We start from the raw sequence: 17,802 nt of genomic DNA, 5'->3' as shown, positions 1-17,802 counted from the left end.
TTTTGCTGCCGGCCTAGATTAAATAGTCGCCGGGAAGCTTCGCATCTACAATGGCCAGGTTAATGGCCCAACGGCCAACAGGTCTCGAAATGTTATCCATAACGTGAATGGCATCTCCTTCGGTGAGGTTAAAATAAATGCCTACAAAATCATCCCGCTGGTTTCGCATTTTAAACAGGATATCTTCATGGTAAGTAACATCAAGCAGGAAGGCTGTTAAGTTTTCATCTATCGGACAGGCGTATCGCAGGCCTGTTAAAATGGTTTCAGGAACTTTTATCTGCCTGTTTTCTACGTAGCCGTCGAGGCGTTTTGCCATGTCCTCCATCCAATCTAATTCAACGGCGTATTCATGGATAACTTCTCTCATGCGAACAGAAAATAGGTAATGTGAAAACAGGATAATTTTAAATGGATAGCATAAAAATACAGTTTTATTTACTTTTGCCGAAAATATCATTATCAAATGGAACGTAAAAACGGAGTTTCAATCCCGCCAGTACCGGCAGTATTGTTATCAATTATTAGTGTGCAGGGCGGTGCGGCGATAGCAAAGACCATTTTTCCGGTGTTAGGTGCTGCGGCAACTTCGTCGTTACGAATCGTGTTATCGGCAGTTATCCTGGTTATTTACAACCGGCCGAACCTTAAAAACCTGAATGCGGCACAATGGAAGCTCGTAGCCTTGTATGGCATCACCTTAGGTTTCATGAACATGATTTTTTATATGGCGATTGAGCGCATTCCGCTTGGCCTGGGTGTTACGCTCGAGTTTATCGGTCCGCTTGTACTGGCCTTATTTGGTTCAAAGAAAGCGCTTGATGTAATCTGGGTGGTTTTGGCAGCTGCCGGAATAGCACTTATTGCACCATGGAGCAGCAAAGGTATCGACCTGATCGGCGTTTTACTGGCTTTGCTGGCAGGTGTATTCTGGGCAACCTATATTGTAATAGGCGGTCGTATTTCGAAAATTATGGATGGTGGGAAAGCCGTAACCATTGGTATGTTGTTTGCCTCGGCAGTTATTATACCTTTTGCGCTTGCGAGCGGTATCCTGGACAATATGAAACCCGGTTTTTTACTTTCAGGGCTTGGCTTGGCCTTGCTTTCCAGCGCCATTCCGTTTACTTTGGAAATGAACGCATTGCGGAAAATGCCTGCAAAAACATTTAGTATTTTAATGAGCCTTGAGCCTGCTGCTGCTGCTTTATCAGGATTAATCTTTCTTCACGAATACCTTACCGTATATGAATGGATGGCTGTCGCACTAGTTATCATTGCCAGCGCAGGGGCGACCATTACCCGAAAGAAACAGGAAACGGCAGTGCCAGAATGCTAGCCCTGCTTTGCCACAATCTCTTTGCAAAACAAAAGCAGCCTTTTAAAGGTTAAACCCGTATTAGTTTAATAAATGCATTAAGCTGTTTATTTTTATCGCTGATTAATGTTAAATGCTGTCAGGTTGCTTTTATTTTTCTGTCAAAACATGTAAATTGCATGAACGGAAAGAAACAAATTGTCAGTTAAAATGTCGGCTTAAATCCTTACAATAAGCAGACAAAAATTTGGTTTGCGTAAAAAACACCCATTATTTTTTATTAAAACCTTTATAAACCGTTATTACGTAGATATAATTTAGGCAGTTGCCTGTTTGATAAATGATGCTAGCCTGGCAATAATTAGGTTGCAGGCCACTCAATAAGCTTGTTTATCCACTGATATGGCGCAATTGTTGATAAAATAAAGAAAACAGCAGCCTCGCTTTTTATAATTAATTTTATAGTTTAGAGGCGAGCTGTTAAGAAAGGTATTATGGAAGCAAAATTTTCACCACAGGTTAAAGATGTAATCTCTTTTAGTAGGGAGGAAGCGCTCCGCTTAGGACATGATTACATTGGAACCGAGCATTTATTATTAGGCCTCATCCGCGAAGGCGATGGAATGGCCATCAAGATTTTACGTTCGTTAGGCGTTGATACCGGTAAGTTGCGTCGCTCAATTGAAGATGCCGTTCGTGGTACTTCGAGCGTTACTGTTAACTTAGGTAATATACCATTAACTAAACAGGCAGAAAAAGTTTTAAAGATTACTTACTTAGAAGCTAAGATATTTAAAAGCGATTTAATCGGTACAGAGCATTTATTGCTTTCAGTTTTAAGGGATGATGATAATATCGCTTCTCAAATACTGTTGCAGTATGGCGTTACTTACGATGTTTTTAAACAGGAAGTTGAAGTAAATAAAAACGGTTTCAGAGACGATGTTTCTAACAGCGCTTCTACAGGAGGCGATGACGATTACCGTGAAGAAGAAAGCTTTAGCGCTCCTAAAAAAGTTTCTGATATCAAATCGAAAACACCTGTTTTAGATAACTTCGGACGCGATTTGACCAAAGCAGCAGAAGAAGGCCGTTTAGATCCGATTGTAGGTCGCGAGAAAGAAATCGAACGTGTATCGCAGATTTTATCACGCAGGAAGAAAAACAATCCGATTTTGATCGGAGAGCCTGGTGTTGGTAAATCGGCAATTGCAGAAGGCCTTGCCTTACGCATTGTTCAGCGTAAAGTATCGCGTGTGCTTTTTGGCAAACGTGTAGTTACGTTAGATTTAGCTTCGTTGGTTGCCGGTACTAAATACCGTGGCCAGTTTGAAGAGCGTATGAAAGCCGTGATGAACGAGCTTGAAAAATCGACTGATGTAATTTTATTCATTGATGAGATTCATACCATTGTGGGTGCCGGTGGCGCATCAGGATCACTTGATGCATCGAATATGTTTAAGCCAGCATTAGCAAGGGGCGAAATTCAATGTATAGGTGCAACAACTTTAGATGAGTATCGTCAGTATATCGAGAAAGATGGTGCTTTAGACCGTCGTTTCCAGAAAGTAATGGTCGAGCCTGCTACACCTGATGAAACCATCGAAATTTTAAGTCGTATTAAAGATAAGTACGAAGAACACCACGGTGTAACTTATACGCAGGAAGCGATTGAGGCGTGTGTTACTTTAACATCGCGTTATATTTCTGACCGTTTCTTACCGGATAAAGCAATTGATGCTTTAGATGAGGCGGGTTCAAGAGTTCACTTAACGAACATTCACGTTCCGCAAAACATCATTGATATCGAAGCTAAAATCGAGGATATCAAGTTAGAGAAAAACAAGGTTGTTCGCAGTCAGAAATATGAAGAGGCCGCAAAACTTCGCGATACGGAGAAAAATTTAATTGAAGAATTAGATAAAGCCAAAGCAGAGTGGGAGGCTGAAACTAAAACCAAACGTTACGAAGTATCGGAAGATAACGTAGCAGAGGTAGTTGCAATGATGACTGGTATTCCGGTACAACGTGTCGGACAAACTGATAGCCAAAAGCTATTAAATATGTACGATAAAGTGGCTGAGAAAATTATCGGCCAGGATGATGCGATTAAGAAATTAACCAAAGCTATCCAGCGTACAAGAGCCGGACTAAAAGACCCTAAAAAACCTATTGGTTCATTTATCTTCTTAGGTCCGACAGGTGTAGGTAAAACCGAGCTTGCAAAAGAGTTAGCCCGTTTCATGTTTGACAGTGATGATGCATTGATTCAAATCGACATGAGCGAATACATGGAGAAATTTGCGGTATCACGTTTAGTTGGTGCGCCTCCGGGATATGTTGGCTATGAAGAAGGTGGACAATTAACCGAAAAAGTTAGAAGAAAACCTTATGCGGTAATTTTATTAGATGAGATTGAAAAGGCGCATCCTGATGTATTTAATATCTTATTACAGGTTTTAGATGAAGGTCAGTTAACAGATAGTTTAGGCCGTAAGGTTGATTTTAGAAATACAATCATCATTATGACTTCGAATATCGGTGCCCGCCAGCTAAAAGATTTTGGCCAGGGTGTTGGTTTCTCTACCGCTGCAAAAACAAATCAGGCAGAACAACATAGCCGCGGTGTAATAGAAAGTGCTTTAAAACGTGCTTTTGCACCAGAGTTTTTAAACCGTGTTGATGATGTGGTTGTATTTAACAGCCTTGGTAAAAATGAAATCTTCAGAATTATCGATATCGAATTAAAAGCATTATTCGGACGTGTTCATACTTTAGGTTATGATATCGTTTTAACTGAAAATGCTAAAGAATATATTGCAGAGAAAGGTTTTGATAGTAATTTCGGTGCCCGTCCATTAAAAAGAGCTATTCAAAAATACCTTGAAGATCCTATTGCAGAGGAAATTTTAAAAGGCGAATTAACGGATGGCGATGTTTTAGAAATAGACTACGACAAGAAATCCGAGCAAATTGCCATCGTCCATAAAAAAGGCGAAAAAAAGAAAGAAGAACCGAAAGAAGAAGATTCTTCTAACTAATTAGCATACTAAAGCCCTTCAATATATTTGAAGGGCTTTTTTGTATTATAAAGTGATGTTACATCTTTGTGTAATAAACTTGTTGCAATTCCGTTATTAATCGGTTAAACAAGCTAATGATTAACTGATAAAATACAATTATCCTTAATGAAGAGATTTTTATTGCCATGCCTTTGCATGTTTTTGCTTTTTACATCCTGCGAAAAAAATACGGAAATCGTACCGGAAACCAATGTTGTAACTTCAGCACCCGGAACTCCGGTAGCGACAGGCTTAAATGCCGATTTACTATTAAAGCTGGTTAATGAAAAACGGACCTCCGGTTGTAATTGTGGTACAACGGTTATGCCACCTGTTGCCACTTTAACCTGGAATAACTTACTGGCTGCGGCTGCCCTGGCACATAGTAAAGATATGAATGCCAATAATTATTTTAGCCATACTTCACTTGATGGAAGAACACCTGGCGACAGGATAACAGCGGCAGGCTACAAATGGATGGCTTATGGTGAAAATATTGCTGCAGGCCAGCAAAATGAGCAAGCCGTTTTTGATGCGTGGATTAACAGTGAGGGCCATTGTAAAAATATCATGAGCGCTAGCTTTAAAGAGATGGGGGCAGCAAAGGATGGTAAATACTGGACCCAGGAGTTTGGTAGACAATAAAGTTTTCATGACATTGGCTATACAATTGCCATGAAAACTTTTGATTAACTAAATCATTGCTTTTAAAGCATTATAATAATTCTCATAATTCTGAGCAGAAGTATTTAAGAATAAAAATGGTTCGATAAGTTCTAGCTCCATTAATAAAAATTGATTATTTACAAATGTGCCATCAACTCTGGCGTAAAGACAATTCTTAGCGAAAAGCTCGACATATTTTGCTGCAATATCTATTAAAACTTTATCTGGATTTTGGATATGTACAGAGCCACCATGCGCTGGTTGCACTCTAAAATCACCCTGTTTTGCTTTTTTAACTAAAGTATGGCTGTAAACACCATTAAAGAAAATAAACGACCATTCTCCATTTTCTAAAATTTCCGGTAGAAATGGTTGGATAATAAAATCTTCTTTTATAATAAGTAACCTCAGCTTTTGATTAATCTCTTCAACATTATCTAATGTAACCTTAAATGTATTTTTAGCCCCACCACTAATACAAGGTTTTACAATAAGTTTATCAGTATTAAATTTTTCAAAAAAAGCATTAAGATTTATTTCCTCACCATTAGTAATGAAAATACTTGGTGTAATATTTAATCCAGCCGACTCAATATCTTTTAAATAATGTTTATCGGCATTCCATCTAACAACATCAATTGGATTTAGAAGTCTGATGTTTTTTTCATCCAAAAGATTTAACCAGGTTTTAAAATCTTCATATAAATCAAAATAATCCCAGGGTGATTTTAATATTGCAAGCTGATAATTTTCCCAATTAATTTTTTCATCATTCCAAATTACCATTTCAATATTTAAGCCTTTTTCTTTTAAGAATAGTAGAAGTTTGTCATCTTCACTTTCAACCGTCGGACTATCATAAGCACCTTTATCTTCGTAAGTTATTAAAGCAATATTCATTTTTAAAACTAAGTTTTAATCAATTAATTGACAAGTAAAAACTAGAATAATGAAATTTGCGAGCCGGGAACTTTAAATAAACTATGGTCTAGCATAATTTCTTTTAAGTTGAGGCCGTTAAGGCGGCAATGTAACTTAAAGTTATCCCTTATCATTTTAGAAATATTCCCATCGCCACGCATCCGGTCGCCAAACCTGCTGTCGTTTACATTGCCGCCATGGCAACTCTGGATCATGTGCCATACCTTATCAAAGCGATCGGGAAAATTTTTTCGTAGCCAGTCTTCAAAAATCTGTCCGATGGCACCATTTAGTCTTACCACCGTGTAGCCTGCCCTAATTGCACCTGCATTGGCAACCGCTTTTAAAACGGCTGGGATTTCATGGTCGCTTAATCCAGGTACTAAAGGGGCAACCATAACGCCCATAGGTATGCCCGCATTGCTCAGGGTTTCCACAACTTTTAGCCGCTGCGTTGCTGTAGCTGTTCTTGGTTCCATGGCGAGGCGGAGCTTGTTGTTGAGGCTATTAATTGATGAATAAACCATTATCAGGTTAAGCTTTGCCATTTCCTGCAGAATATCGATATCTCTTAGAATAAGCGAATTTTTGGTAATCATCCCGATAGGCTGTTTGTAAGCAAGGGCAATTTCAAGGAGTTGCCGGGTTAGCTTAAACTTTCTTTCGGCGGGTTGGTAGCAATCAGTATTTCCTGAAAGGGAAATGGTTGTGGCATCCCAGCCTTTTTTCTCCAGAAATTTCTTGAAAAGGGCAGGTGCATCTTTTTTTACGATGATTTTCCGTTCAAAGTCCAATCCGGCACTGTATCCCCAGTACTGGTGAACATTGCGGGCATAACAATAAGTACAGCCATGTTCGCAGCCCTGATATGGATTGAGGGAGTACGCCATGCCAACATCAGGGCTATCCACTTTATTGACTACCGTTTTGGAGTTTTCGAAAAGAAATGTCGTTTTATGATCGCTTTCTTCCCAGTCGTCAATTCCTTCCTCATGTGCTTTAACGTAAGTGTTTTTAAGAAATTTATTATGTGGATTAAACTGTGCGCCCCTTCCCTTGAAATATTGATTTTCTTCCTCGTTCATCATACCATAAAATTACTAATATTTTTAGTAATTCTTAGCTGATGTGAAGAAGTTGTTAATATATTTACCGGCGTTCTAAGGGGATATAGTCCATTGGAACCATGTCGCCAATTTTTTCGTAAGCCCAATAACCTTCATACAACATGGAGCGTGAATCGTAAATGCCTCCATTGGCGTAAAAACGAACCGGCGCTTGCGTTAACCTGACTACAGAGATTTCATTTTCAGGAACATCGAGCGGGCGGAATACCCAGAATCCTGTATTTGAATAGGCAAGGGATTCTTTTTCTTTCGTATACTGAACACAAAGTGCCTCAGTGTAATTCATCCACTTTAAGTTTTCATTGTAATCATGAACAAGTGTATCGGGATTTACATCAGCTCTGCTGAATTTATCAATGAACTTTGGCATTTCCTTTTGCTTCGTCCAGAATTCCAGCAGGCCGGCATCAATTTTTCCGGCAACTTTCCTGATACCGGTTTTTTCGGCAACAGTTTTTATCTGCGCAATATTTTCATTGATAACATTTTCCGGGTATCTGTTCGGGTTGGGTATTTTTATAATTTTATTAATCAGGAAACCTTCTTCCAGGCTTTTGTGCTCATAAAGCGATCTAAAAAAATGTTGTGATGAACCGTAATAGGCTGTTTCCCTTGCCTCAATATATTTTTTCTTTTTGGCCGCTGATGCTTTTAGTTCCTCGAAAAAAGGATGGCCCGAAAAATAAATTATACGAGTGCGGCTGTTGTATTCAAAATAATCGAGCATGTATTTCAGGCGATAGCCTAAGGCCTTATTTTCGACGATTAAAAATTCTGTGGTTTTAACAGTTAATAAGCTTTTGGTTACATCGAAATCTACATTTAAAACCTGCGGATTCAGTATTTTACATTGTTTGGAGTTAGGGGTAATACCGATGAAATATTCGGTAAACTGTTTGATGTACTTGGCCCTGTTAGGGTCGGCCCGGATGGTAACTTCATTAAGCTGAACGGTATTTTCTTTCAGAAGTAAATCTACCTGTACTGATTTGTCGGAAATGATGACACTTTTTGAAAAGGGTAGATAGCCCACCATTTGCACCAGCAAATCGTAACTACCAGGTTTAAGGTTGGATAGGTGAAAATTTCCGTCATTATCGGCCACTGTGGCAATTTTGTAACCACTTAAATAAACACCTGCACCCGGTAATCCTCCTTTGTTGTCCCTGATTTTTCCACTTATGGAAAAAGTAACCTGACTAAAAACATTGAAACCCAGAAGAAGGAACAATACAAACAGGATAGCGCTTTTAATCATAAGAGCGAATGTAACCAAATGGAATAATAAATATTAAACTGCTTTGTTGATTTTAACAAATTTAACATTTAAGCATTTGAGTAGTTAGGGTTTGGCGGGCAATGGCACATAATCGAGGGGTACGCTATCTGCAATTTTCTCCCAGCTCCAGTAACCCTGGAAAAGCATTGACCTTGGATTGTACGTTCCGCCGTTTTCGTAGAAATACACCGGAGCAACCTGAAGGTTGATCAGTGAAACCTGATAGTCGGGCATATCCAGCGGCCGCGAAACAGACATTCCAATACGGTTCGCATAAAGAGGATCTTCTCTTTCTTTGGTATAAACTACGTAAAGTATATCGGTGAAATTAATTCCCTTTATGCTCTCATTATATTTTTTTACCAGCGTATCGGGTAAAACTTCAGCTCTGCTTAGTATAGACATTTCCTTAGGCTTGTTCTTTTGTTTTGCCCAATAATTTAAAGAATCGTTTCCTCCGACTGATAAAGTAATTTTACCCGAACTTTGCGCAAGGCTACGGAATTGCTTTAATTTTAAGTTGATCAGACTGTCTGGTGGCCGCGTCTTATCTACCTGCTTTATCAGTTTATTGATGATGAATCCTTCGTTTTTCGAAGTACCATTGTAAAGACTGTTAAAAAAATGTTGAGTTGAACCGCGATAGGCAATTTCACGTTTAGCCGCCCAACGCTTCAACTGCCCTTTACCACCTTTTAAATCTTCGTAGTAAGGATAACCTTCGTAATAAATAATCTTGCTTTTGTTATCGAACTCGAAATTATTGAGCTGATATTTTATCCGGTAGCCCAAAGCTTTGTTTTCGATAATGAGGAACTGGTTGGTTTTTACCGTTAATTTAGAATCGTCGTTGCTGTAATCGATAATGAGTACATTTGGGTTTATAATTTTACATTGGGCAGCGTTTGGTGTAGTTCCAATGAAAAAATCGGTAAACATCCTGATATAACCTTCACGATTGGGGTCGGGTTTAATGGTTACCTCACTTAACTGAACGGCATCCTGCTCGAGCACAAAGTTTGCCGTTAATGCTTTATCGCTGATAATAATATTCTGGGTTAATGCCTTAAAGCCAATCGATTGAACAAGAATGTCATAATTACCAGGTTTCAGATTAAAGCTGTATTTGCCATTGTCGTCGGTAACGGTAGCAATCTTATAACCACTAACATAAACACCAACGCCGGGGAGGGTTTCACCTCGCTTATCTTTAACAATACCCGAAAGCGTAAAGCTTTGCTGTGCAAAAGCGCTTACAGACAAAAAGATAAGTGAACAAAAAAGAATAAGCTGTTTCATTGAAACAAATATAAACTAATTTGTTAGTTTAAAAAATGAAATTGATCAGAGCAGTAATTCTTTTGCGTTTTCAATGGCTGATGCGCCAGGGTTTTTACCACTTAACATCTCAGCAATAACAGCAATACGTTCTTCCTGCTTTAACTTGCGGATGCCTGTAGTTGTTTTACCACCTTCATCATTTTTATAAACAAAATAATGTGATTTACCCTTAGCGGCAATTTGCGGTAAATGTGTAATTGAAATGACTTGCATATTGTTTCCTAACGCAGTAATCACTTCACCAACTTTAAGTGCTGTTTCACCCGATATACCAGTATCAATTTCATCGAAAATAATGGTTGGGAGGGAAGTATGTTGTGCTAATAATGCTTTTATGGCTAACATTAACCGAGATAATTCACCGCCCGATGCTACCTTGTTTACGGGCGCTGGTGCCTGACCGGCATTTGCAGAGAACAGCAGGTTAATTTCGTCTAAACCATCTTTTCCGAGCTCGGGCAATGCATGCTGGCTTAATACCAGTTTTGCATTTGGCATACCCACTTTTTTTAAGGTCAGTGCTGTTTGTTCCTCAACTAAACTTATTGCTTTTTTTCTGTTACCGCTAAGCTGATTTGCCTTTGTTGTCAACGCATTTCTGAGTTGTTCAACTTCCAGTTGTAGTTTTTCAATATTTTCATCAGATGATAATAACTGGTTTAAGTTATTTTCCAGTTGATCCCTTACAGCGATGAGTTCGGTATTATCCGAAACCCGGTGTTTTTGTTGTAAGGAGTAAAATAAATCAAGACGCTGGTTTATAGCTTCCAGGCGCTCAGCGCTGTGCAGGGTATTTTCTTCAATTGCTGCCGTTTCGGCTGCAATGTCTTTAATTTCAATTACTGATGAGCGAAGCCTTTCGAACAGGCTACTGATATTGGTGTCGAACTTTTCGATGCTTTGCAGCTGTAACTGTGCCTCTTTTAGCAATTGCATTGCCGAAGGTTCGCTTTCTGTTAATAAGCCTGATGCCGTGAGCAAAGCTCTTTTTATGGTTTCGGCATGTGTTAAGCGTTCGAGTTCTGCCTCTAACTCTTGCTGCTCATTATCCTTTAAACTGGCCTGCTCCAGTTCGTTAAACAGGAACTGTTCATAGTCTTGTTTACTTCTTGCTTCATCAGCCTCAGTGATCAACTTTTTTAAACGAAGAGTGTCTGATTTTAATTTCTTAAAGCCGGCGCGGTAATCGGCCAGTAAAGTATTATGATTTGAAAGTGAATCGACAATTAATAGTTGAAACTCAGGGTCGTTAATTTCCTGTGTGGCGTGTTGAGAGTGGATATCGATTAATTTTTCACCGATTTGTTTTAACAGTGAGAGGTTAACTGGGGTATCATTTATAAAAGCCCTTGATTTTCCGTCGATCGAGATTTCCCTTCTTAATGTGCTTTCCTGATAAAAATCGAGGTCGTTTTCTTCAAAAAGGACCTGTAGGTTTTCATCATTCAATAAAAAGGTTCCTTCAATAACACATTTTTTATCCTGGTTGAAGAAATATTTACTCTCGGCCCTTTGACCCAGAATTAAAGACAATGCGCCCAGAATAATGGATTTACCGGCACCGGTTTCACCAGTGATAATGTTTAAGCCTTTATCGAATTCGATATCAAGGCTATCGATTAATGCGTAATTACGTATTGAAAGTTTTTGTAGCATACCTCTGCGAAAATACTAAAAAGTTATTTTAAGATTTGCCACAAAAGCAAAACGGCGAAGATTTATCTTCGCCGCCTGCAATATAATCTGGTTGGTTTTATTGTTCTGGATTTTCAGGACGTTCTGCTTTTTCCTTTTGCTCTTTCTTCTCCATTTTCTCCCTTAATTCTTTCACTTCTTTATCGAATTTCTGTTTCAGCTTCTGGTATTCTTCTGAGTTTTTAACTTTATCATTTCTATCGATTAATATCCTTACCGATTCTGAATTACGTGTATTTGGTTCGCCATATTTTTCTCTGAACTTTTTCTGGAAGTTTGAACTAAGTTCCCTTTGGCTTTTACTATAATCTTTGGTGTTCCTTTGTTTACGTAATTCATCCAGTTCAGTTCTCCATTCCGGAGCACTTAGTTCTTTCAATGCCATTCCCATGTATTCAGTCATTGATAACCTTGCGTTTGAATCCAGTTTTATTTTAAAGTCTTCCGTGCGAATGCTGGCAAGGACATCATCTGCGATTTTTTTGTATTTTGCCTGTGCTTCTGGTGAACCATATTCCTTAGCAATGTCTTCGCCAAATTTTTTCCACTTCGCCTGTGCTTCCGGTGAATTGTATTCTTTCGCTAAATCTTCACTCATTTTTTTCCACTTTGCCTGTGCTTTAGGAGAATTATATTCTTTGGCCATGTCTTCACTCATTTTTTTCCATTTTGCACGGTTTTCAGGAGAATTATATTCTTTGGCAACATCTTCACCAAACTTTTTCCATTTGGCACGAGCTTCAGGTGAGCTAAAATCACGGAAGATTTTGCTTCTGAATGCTGTATCCCTGAATTTAAATGCCGAATCATATTGATAAACAAAGGCATTACGATCGCCAAAAAGTTCGTCTCTGTAAAAGTCTTTTCTTAAGCTATCAGGTAACTCTTTTAATGAATTGTATTCCGTTTTTTTACCGCTGGCATCAATGGTTACAATCTTAATTTTACGTTTTTTCGTCGTATCCAGGAAAATAACCGGCTTTTGATCTGCAATCGCTTTTAATTGTAAAATATGCTGATTTAAAGTTTTCTTTTCTTCTTTTTTTCTTTCTGCCGGATTAATCCAGGCAATAGAGAATATACAGGCAACGCCCAATGTTAAGGCTGCCATTTGTTGCTTGGCGTTTAAATAATTCGTTTTCATGTTGGTTATTCTTTTAATGCGTTGATACAGGTTCTGGGTTTTTCCGGTAGCTGCTAAGGCGTAGGCCGGACTGGTTTTATCTTTTATTAACTCTAGTTTTAGTAGTGCATGGGCATAGTTTAATGGTTTCCCTGTAACTTTTAAAACTAAATCATCACAAGCGTGTTCACGCTCAATATGAACAAATCTGCCTGCCATCCAAACAAATGGATTGTAGAAAAGAAAAGTTTCAATAGCGGTTTTAATCAGGTTTAAAAGAAAATCGTTTCTTCTGATGTGCGATAGTTCGTGGATCAAAATAGCTTCAACCTGTTCGTTATCCAGCTGATTTACCAAAGCCAATGGAAATAATACTACTGGTTTCAGGTAACCAATTACCAGGGGAACATTAACAATTTCTGACAAATGGAATTTTATGGTTTTATTAATTTTAAGATTGGCAGTAACGCTTTCAAAAATCAATTTCCAGCTATCGGGTATACTGCTGAGGTTATTTTTCTTAAGTTTAGAAAGCTGGTTGTAACCTTTGCCAATAACAAACAATTGTAATGCAATACCAATCAGGTAGAAAGCTACTACGAGGGGAAAGTACTGTTCAATTTTACTGCTGAGGCTTTGGGGTACATTGTTAAAATACTGATAGGCTTCTAAAGTGGCAATATTTGTAACGTTGGTTTTGCCTGGTACATTTTTTAATAAATGGCTGATAAAGTTGTAAGCAAAACAACCGAACATTAACACGATTGAACCAAAAGCAAGGTTGTGTTTATATTTGGCGGCCAGTTTGGGTAAACTGAGTAGTACGATAAATAAAACGCCGTAGATTAAAGCACTCTGCCATAAAGAATTCACAATGCTCCAGCCAAATGCTTTGATAAATTGTTGTACTAAAGTTTCCATATTAGTTGTCTTTTTCTAATTTTTCCAAATACTTTTTTATTTCCTCTATCTCATCTGCGCTTGCCGTGTGGTTACCTAAAGCCTGCATTACCAGTCTTGCTGCCGAACCGTTAAAAACATTATCGATCATTTTATTAACCAGTTGCTTCTCCGTTTTATCCTGGCTTACAATGGCCTTATATATGTGTGTTTTTTGGTTCGTATCTCTTTCAACCATGCCTTTCTCATGCATAATCTGCATCAGCTTAAGGGTGGTGGTATAACCCGAGTCTTTTTTATCCAAAGCTTCATGAACTTCGCGTACCGTACACAGGCCTTTTTGCCAGAGTACCTGTAAGATTTCCATTTCGCCTTCGGTTGGTTTGATGTTGTTATTGCTCATATGTTACAGTTGTACGAATTATTTCGTAATCAAATGTACGAAGATATTCGTATTATCAAAATATTTTAACAAATTTTTAACTATTGTGCCGTAATCGGTATTTGAAGTGGTTAATTTCGATAATAGCTAACTGCTTGCTGATTATAAGACACGGGATAGGAGAAAAAGTTGCACCTGTTTGAAATGGAGAATGTTTGAACCGGTTAACTGCAGGGCAATGGTAAAAGCATATTTGTTTACTGTACTACTGAAAAGCTAAACGATTAAACAACTGCTTAGTTAATCAATAAACTAATTTTGTTTCAGTCCTTCGTACTTTCCAATATTTGCAGGGTCTATTTCCGATAACATATTGTAAGCTTTAGCGCGCTCCTGAGCATTTAATTTCGAAAGTACATTTGTTATTTCTTCGGCTTTTGATGCGAAATAAACATTAGGAAAAATGGAGCCCAGTTTTTGTTTATCCATTTGTTGCAAATCAGATAATGCATTAACTATTGGCATTAAACCTTTATCGTTGTCTGTAAGCTGGTCTAAACCACTTGAGTGATAGCTGTAGATGAAATTTCTGAGTGGGGCGAATATCGGGTTTAATGTATTTTCATTAAACCAGAAACGGTTACGAAGTCCATCTGCAGCTTTCCAACCAGTGCTGCCCGATGCCTGTGCCAGGTTAATAATGCTTTGTGCTTTTTTAAAATAAGGTGTGCCACCCATTTTACTGAAGCTGTCTTTATCCAAACCGATTATGGTATAAGCGTAATAGGTGAGGAGCGCACTGATGTTTGAGATGTAATTCTGGTCGGAGAAATCGATTACAGCGCCATCATTAAAAGCGAAGTCGAAATTCTTATCGCTCATATTCAATAAAGTGCTGTTGTAGGTGGTATTGAAAACTGGTCTGCTGCTCTGAATCTGTGCTTCAGCCGTATAACCTGATCCACCATCCCAGGAGTTAATGGTGATTACGAAATTGCAATCGATCCGTTCCTGTGGTTTATAGGTTTCGTTAGTAAACTTATTGTTGTTTAAGAAATCGCGGATTGTTTTCTGCAAAGCCTCAAGGCCCGGCTTGCTGATGTTTGAAACCTGCGGAGCCAATAGCTGTACCCTGGCATTAAGTTCCTGTGCCTGAAGTTTACCAAAGCCGATCAGCAACAAGAAACAAACAATCCTTTTTATCATTTTAATAATGCTAAAATAGCTTTACAAATATCTTTAGCCACTTCGTTTTTCGATTTCATTTCAAAAACCGTTTTCTCGAGTGCCTTGTTAAAAATAGTTATTTTATTTGTATCCGATTTAAAACCTGCTCCTTTATCGTTCAAAGAATTTAAAACAACCAAATCAAGGTTCTTTTTTTTCAGCTTAGCCTTGGCATAGTTTTCTTCGTCGTTTGTTTCTAAAGCAAAGCCTACTAAAAGCTGACCACTCCTTTTATTTTTTCCTAAGGAAGCTAAGATATCAGTAGTCTTTTCCAGTTCTAAAACCAGCTCAGTTTCTTGTTTTTTTATCTTTTGGCTTGCAATAACTTTTGGTTTATAATCGGCAACAGCTGCACACATTACGGTAATGTCTGTTGTATCAAAATGTTTTGTACAGGCAGCATACATGTCTTGCGCACTAACCACATCAATTCTGTTTAAACTCTGGTTACTCTTCTGGGCCGTTGGTCCTGCAACCAGGGTAACCTCGGCGCCCAGTTTTGCCAGCTCATCTGCAATGGCAAATCCCATTTTACCAGAGGAGTGGTTTCCTATGAAACGGACAGGGTCGATCGCTTCATAAGTTGGTCCGGCGGTAACGAGCACTTTTTTGCCAAATAAGGGCATCGATTTCTTAATGGAATGCTCCAGGAATAAGACAATTTCTTCAGGTTCAGCCATTCGGCCTTCACCATACAAGCCGCTTGCCAGTTCACCGCTTTCCGGGGCAATAACAATATTTCCGAAACGCTTTATGCTGTTAATATTATGCTGTGTACTTTCATGTTTCCACATGTCTAAATCCATAGCCGGTGCAACATATACCGGGCATTTAGCTGATAGATAAACCGCTGTTAAAAGATTATCGCAGATGCCTGTAGCCAGTTTAGCAAGGGTGTTTGCGCTTATTGGTGCAATAATTATCAAATCGGCCCATAGGCCTAACTCGACATGGTTGCTCCATACACCAGTTTCTTCTTCGAAGTACTGTGTATAAACAGGGTTTTTAGAAAGTGTAGCGAGGGTTAGCGGTGTAATGAAATTAGCACCATCAGGGGTAAGGATAACCTTAACGTTTGCACCAGCTTTAACCAAAAGCCTGACTAAAAATGCCGACTTATATGCTGCGATGCTGCCGCAAACGCCAAGGATTATATTTTTGTTTTTGAGCATGTTTGTGCCCTATACTGATTATTTTTGCTCTTTAGCAGGATTTCTGTGATAAACTTTTTCATTCAAAAATTCATCAATTGCAACCAAAACAGGCTTAGGCATACGCTCATAGTGCTTGCTGATTTCAATTTGCTCACGATTTTCGAAAATCTCTTCCAGGTTATCGTTGCTTGATGCAAATTCTGCTAATTTACCATGCAACTCTTCTTTCATATTGTTGGAAATCTGATTTGCTCTTTTAGCAATAACCACTAATGATTCGTATAAATTATCAGTTGATTTATCTAAGTCGTGTACATTTCTGGTAACCGTAGTATTTGGTACAGCAGGTTTGTTAGTATTCATGTGTTACTTATTTTTAGTATCTGTGGTGTTAACTTTCGTTGTATCTTTAATTTTGCCAGTTCTTTTAAGCATTTCCATATACTTAGCCTGGTCGGCTGCAAAAGTAGCCATTTCTTGTTTATTAAATGCTATCCCAGCGTCAATATCCGATTTAAGTCTTTTAGCATCATCGGTAAATTTACTTTTTGGATAATTTTCGGTAAACTCATTATACAAATCAGTAGCCTCATTGTATCTGTCTTCCTGACGAACAGGAATACTGTTTTTAGCATACATGTATTGAGATTTAATCATCAAAAAGTCCATCTCCTCTGCATATTTAATATCCGGATAATCACGCTGTGCATTTTTCAATGCAATAACGGCCGCACGATAGTTATCTGCATTACTTGGTCCGGTTGTTAAATACATTTTTGCATTTTCAAAAACCTTATCTTCAAGTTTACCTCTTAATACACCAATATATTTAGCTGCAGCGGCTGCACGCTCACTGGTAGGGTATAAGTTTATAAACAATTGTAAAGCATCAATGGCCTTATAAGTATTCTCCTGGTCTAAAGAAAATACAGGTGATTCTAAATAATAACAGTATGCTGCCATATAACGAGCTTCTTCAGCATCTTTACTGGCAGGGTAAGTATCTGCAAAACTCTTAAACTGGTATCTCGCAGTCGTATAATCCTGCAACCTGTATAATGTATTTGCGTAATAAAAGTTTAAACCTTCAGCCTCCTCACGCCCGCGATATTTTTGAGATAAATCTTCAAAAAGCACCAAAGCTTTGCTGTAATTCCTGCTATTGTATAATCTAATCCCTTCCTGGTATTTCTTTTTTACGTCGTTACTGGCCCTTAGTTTTTCAAAACGGCTTTTACAGCCAGCCATACCAATAGCGGCAACAAATACTAAAATAATTAAGTGTTTAACTTTAAACATTCTGCAAAGATAATTAATAATACGATAACATCAATAAAAACAATTGGCCGCTAAGCTATGTAAAGCAAATCAGTAGTAAATAGCAGTTAACAAATTTTAACATATATATAAGGATGCTGGGTTGGGTTCGGGTATTAGTGTTAAGCATCTATTAGTAGTATTAAAATATTTAGCAAAGGCCGGTTTGTTCTACTACATAGTTGTTACTCCCTATCTTCCTTCTAAATCCTCACTTTGCTGCGGGTTATCCATTATGCCCGGGTTTATATTGTTTCGATCTGTTTTCCAGATCCAGGATTGTATTTGCC

Annotated in this window: 15 protein-coding genes; 3 read left to right on the top strand and 12 right to left on the bottom strand. The window is 38.3% G+C overall.

The genetic code is table 11. From position 1 onward, the window contains the following. Positions 1-13 precede the first annotated feature (13 nt). Complete coding sequence (locus R2R71_RS09380) at positions 14-370, bottom strand: hypothetical protein (RefSeq protein WP_316831016.1); 357 nt, start codon at positions 368-370, stop codon at positions 14-16. A gap of 96 nt (positions 371-466) precedes the next feature. On the opposite strand from R2R71_RS09380, the gene R2R71_RS09375 reads away from it, so the two are divergent. From R2R71_RS09375 to R2R71_RS09365, 3 genes are all read left to right on the top strand, one after another. Further along, positions 467-1,339, top strand: a complete 873-nt coding sequence (locus R2R71_RS09375) for a DMT family transporter (protein ID WP_316831015.1) — start codon at positions 467-469, stop codon at positions 1,337-1,339. A 473-nt stretch (positions 1,340-1,812) separates the two neighbouring features. Beyond that, a complete protein-coding gene (locus R2R71_RS09370) occupies positions 1,813-4,359 on the top strand; it encodes an ATP-dependent Clp protease ATP-binding subunit (protein WP_316831014.1) in 2,547 nt (848 codons plus the stop codon). Between the two features lie 147 nt (positions 4,360-4,506). Beyond that, positions 4,507-5,025, top strand: a complete 519-nt coding sequence (locus R2R71_RS09365) for a CAP domain-containing protein (protein WP_316831013.1) — start codon at positions 4,507-4,509, stop codon at positions 5,023-5,025. 48 nt (positions 5,026-5,073) lie between these two features. On the opposite strand, the gene R2R71_RS09360 is transcribed toward R2R71_RS09365, so the two are convergent. The 11 genes from R2R71_RS09360 to R2R71_RS09310 form a co-directional block, all read right to left on the bottom strand. Further along, positions 5,074-5,946: a hypothetical protein gene (locus R2R71_RS09360; protein ID WP_316831012.1), complete on the bottom strand. Its 873-nt coding sequence runs from the start codon at positions 5,944-5,946 to the stop codon at positions 5,074-5,076. A 41-nt stretch (positions 5,947-5,987) separates the two neighbouring features. Then, a complete protein-coding gene (locus R2R71_RS09355; RefSeq protein ID WP_316831011.1) occupies positions 5,988-7,055 on the bottom strand; it encodes a PA0069 family radical SAM protein in 1,068 nt (355 codons plus the stop codon). Positions 7,056-7,116: 61 nt separating this feature from the next. After that, a complete protein-coding gene (locus R2R71_RS09350; RefSeq protein WP_316831010.1) occupies positions 7,117-8,352 on the bottom strand; it encodes a carboxypeptidase-like regulatory domain-containing protein in 1,236 nt (411 codons plus the stop codon). An 84-nt stretch (positions 8,353-8,436) separates the two neighbouring features. Further along, entirely contained in the window at positions 8,437-9,672 is a 1,236-nt protein-coding gene (locus tag R2R71_RS09345) for a carboxypeptidase-like regulatory domain-containing protein (RefSeq protein WP_316831009.1), read from the bottom strand. Between the two features lie 45 nt (positions 9,673-9,717). Further along, positions 9,718-11,370 carry a DNA repair protein RecN gene (recN, locus tag R2R71_RS09340; RefSeq protein ID WP_316831008.1) on the bottom strand — a complete coding sequence of 551 codons (1,653 nt, stop codon included), beginning with the start codon at positions 11,368-11,370 and terminating at the stop codon, positions 9,718-9,720. Positions 11,371-11,467: 97 nt separating this feature from the next. After that, positions 11,468-13,453, bottom strand: coding sequence for a M56 family metallopeptidase (locus R2R71_RS09335; RefSeq protein ID WP_316831007.1), 1,986 nt, complete (start codon positions 13,451-13,453; stop codon positions 11,468-11,470). A 1-nt stretch (position 13,454) separates the two neighbouring features. Next, positions 13,455-13,835: a BlaI/MecI/CopY family transcriptional regulator gene (locus R2R71_RS09330; RefSeq protein ID WP_316831006.1), complete on the bottom strand. Its 381-nt coding sequence runs from the start codon at positions 13,833-13,835 to the stop codon at positions 13,455-13,457. 291 nt (positions 13,836-14,126) lie between these two features. Then, complete coding sequence (locus tag R2R71_RS09325; RefSeq protein WP_316831005.1) at positions 14,127-15,020, bottom strand: DUF4835 family protein; 894 nt, start codon at positions 15,018-15,020, stop codon at positions 14,127-14,129. Beyond that, positions 15,017-16,213, bottom strand: a complete 1,197-nt coding sequence (gene coaBC / locus R2R71_RS09320) for a bifunctional phosphopantothenoylcysteine decarboxylase/phosphopantothenate--cysteine ligase CoaBC (RefSeq protein ID WP_316831004.1) — start codon at positions 16,211-16,213, stop codon at positions 15,017-15,019. Before coaBC ends, R2R71_RS09325 begins: the two co-directional genes overlap by 4 nt. A gap of 18 nt (positions 16,214-16,231) precedes the next feature. Beyond that, positions 16,232-16,558 carry a DNA-directed RNA polymerase subunit omega gene (locus tag R2R71_RS09315; protein ID WP_316831003.1) on the bottom strand — a complete coding sequence of 109 codons (327 nt, stop codon included), beginning with the start codon at positions 16,556-16,558 and terminating at the stop codon, positions 16,232-16,234. A gap of 3 nt (positions 16,559-16,561) precedes the next feature. Continuing rightward, positions 16,562-17,494, bottom strand: coding sequence for an outer membrane protein assembly factor BamD (locus R2R71_RS09310; RefSeq protein WP_316831002.1), 933 nt, complete (start codon positions 17,492-17,494; stop codon positions 16,562-16,564). Positions 17,495-17,802: the final 308 nt, after the last annotated feature.

The organism is Pedobacter aquatilis, from assembly GCF_032678405.1.
GTDB classification, from domain to species: Bacteria; Bacteroidota; Bacteroidia; order Sphingobacteriales; family Sphingobacteriaceae; genus Pedobacter; species Pedobacter aquatilis_A.
The sequence above is the reverse complement of the archived record's forward strand: the minus strand, read 5'-3'. Positions and strand labels throughout refer to the sequence as shown.

Excerpts from the sequence above, each read along its gene's own strand:
- R2R71_RS09350 (WP_316831010.1), bottom strand. The coding sequence starts at position 8,352 with ATGATTAAAAGCGCTATCCTGTTTGTATTGTTCCTTCTTCTGGGTTTC.
- R2R71_RS09355 (WP_316831011.1), bottom strand. The coding sequence starts at position 7,055 with ATGATGAACGAGGAAGAAAATCAATATTTCAAGGGAAGGGGCGCACAG.
- R2R71_RS09310 (WP_316831002.1), bottom strand. The coding sequence starts at position 17,494 with ATGTTTAAAGTTAAACACTTAATTATTTTAGTATTTGTTGCCGCTATT.
- R2R71_RS09335 (WP_316831007.1), bottom strand. The coding sequence starts at position 13,453 with ATGGAAACTTTAGTACAACAATTTATCAAAGCATTTGGCTGGAGCATT.
- R2R71_RS09315 (WP_316831003.1), bottom strand. The coding sequence starts at position 16,558 with ATGAATACTAACAAACCTGCTGTACCAAATACTACGGTTACCAGAAAT.
- R2R71_RS09365 (WP_316831013.1), top strand. The coding sequence starts at position 4,507 with ATGAAGAGATTTTTATTGCCATGCCTTTGCATGTTTTTGCTTTTTACA.
- R2R71_RS09370 (WP_316831014.1), top strand. The coding sequence starts at position 1,813 with ATGGAAGCAAAATTTTCACCACAGGTTAAAGATGTAATCTCTTTTAGT.
- R2R71_RS09325 (WP_316831005.1), bottom strand. The coding sequence starts at position 15,020 with ATGATAAAAAGGATTGTTTGTTTCTTGTTGCTGATCGGCTTTGGTAAA.
- recN (WP_316831008.1), bottom strand. The coding sequence starts at position 11,370 with ATGCTACAAAAACTTTCAATACGTAATTACGCATTAATCGATAGCCTT.
- R2R71_RS09330 (WP_316831006.1), bottom strand. The coding sequence starts at position 13,835 with ATGAGCAATAACAACATCAAACCAACCGAAGGCGAAATGGAAATCTTA.
- R2R71_RS09380 (WP_316831016.1), bottom strand. The coding sequence starts at position 370 with ATGAGAGAAGTTATCCATGAATACGCCGTTGAATTAGATTGGATGGAG.
- R2R71_RS09345 (WP_316831009.1), bottom strand. The coding sequence starts at position 9,672 with ATGAAACAGCTTATTCTTTTTTGTTCACTTATCTTTTTGTCTGTAAGC.
- coaBC (WP_316831004.1), bottom strand. The coding sequence starts at position 16,213 with ATGCTCAAAAACAAAAATATAATCCTTGGCGTTTGCGGCAGCATCGCA.
- R2R71_RS09360 (WP_316831012.1), bottom strand. The coding sequence starts at position 5,946 with ATGAATATTGCTTTAATAACTTACGAAGATAAAGGTGCTTATGATAGT.
- R2R71_RS09375 (WP_316831015.1), top strand. The coding sequence starts at position 467 with ATGGAACGTAAAAACGGAGTTTCAATCCCGCCAGTACCGGCAGTATTG.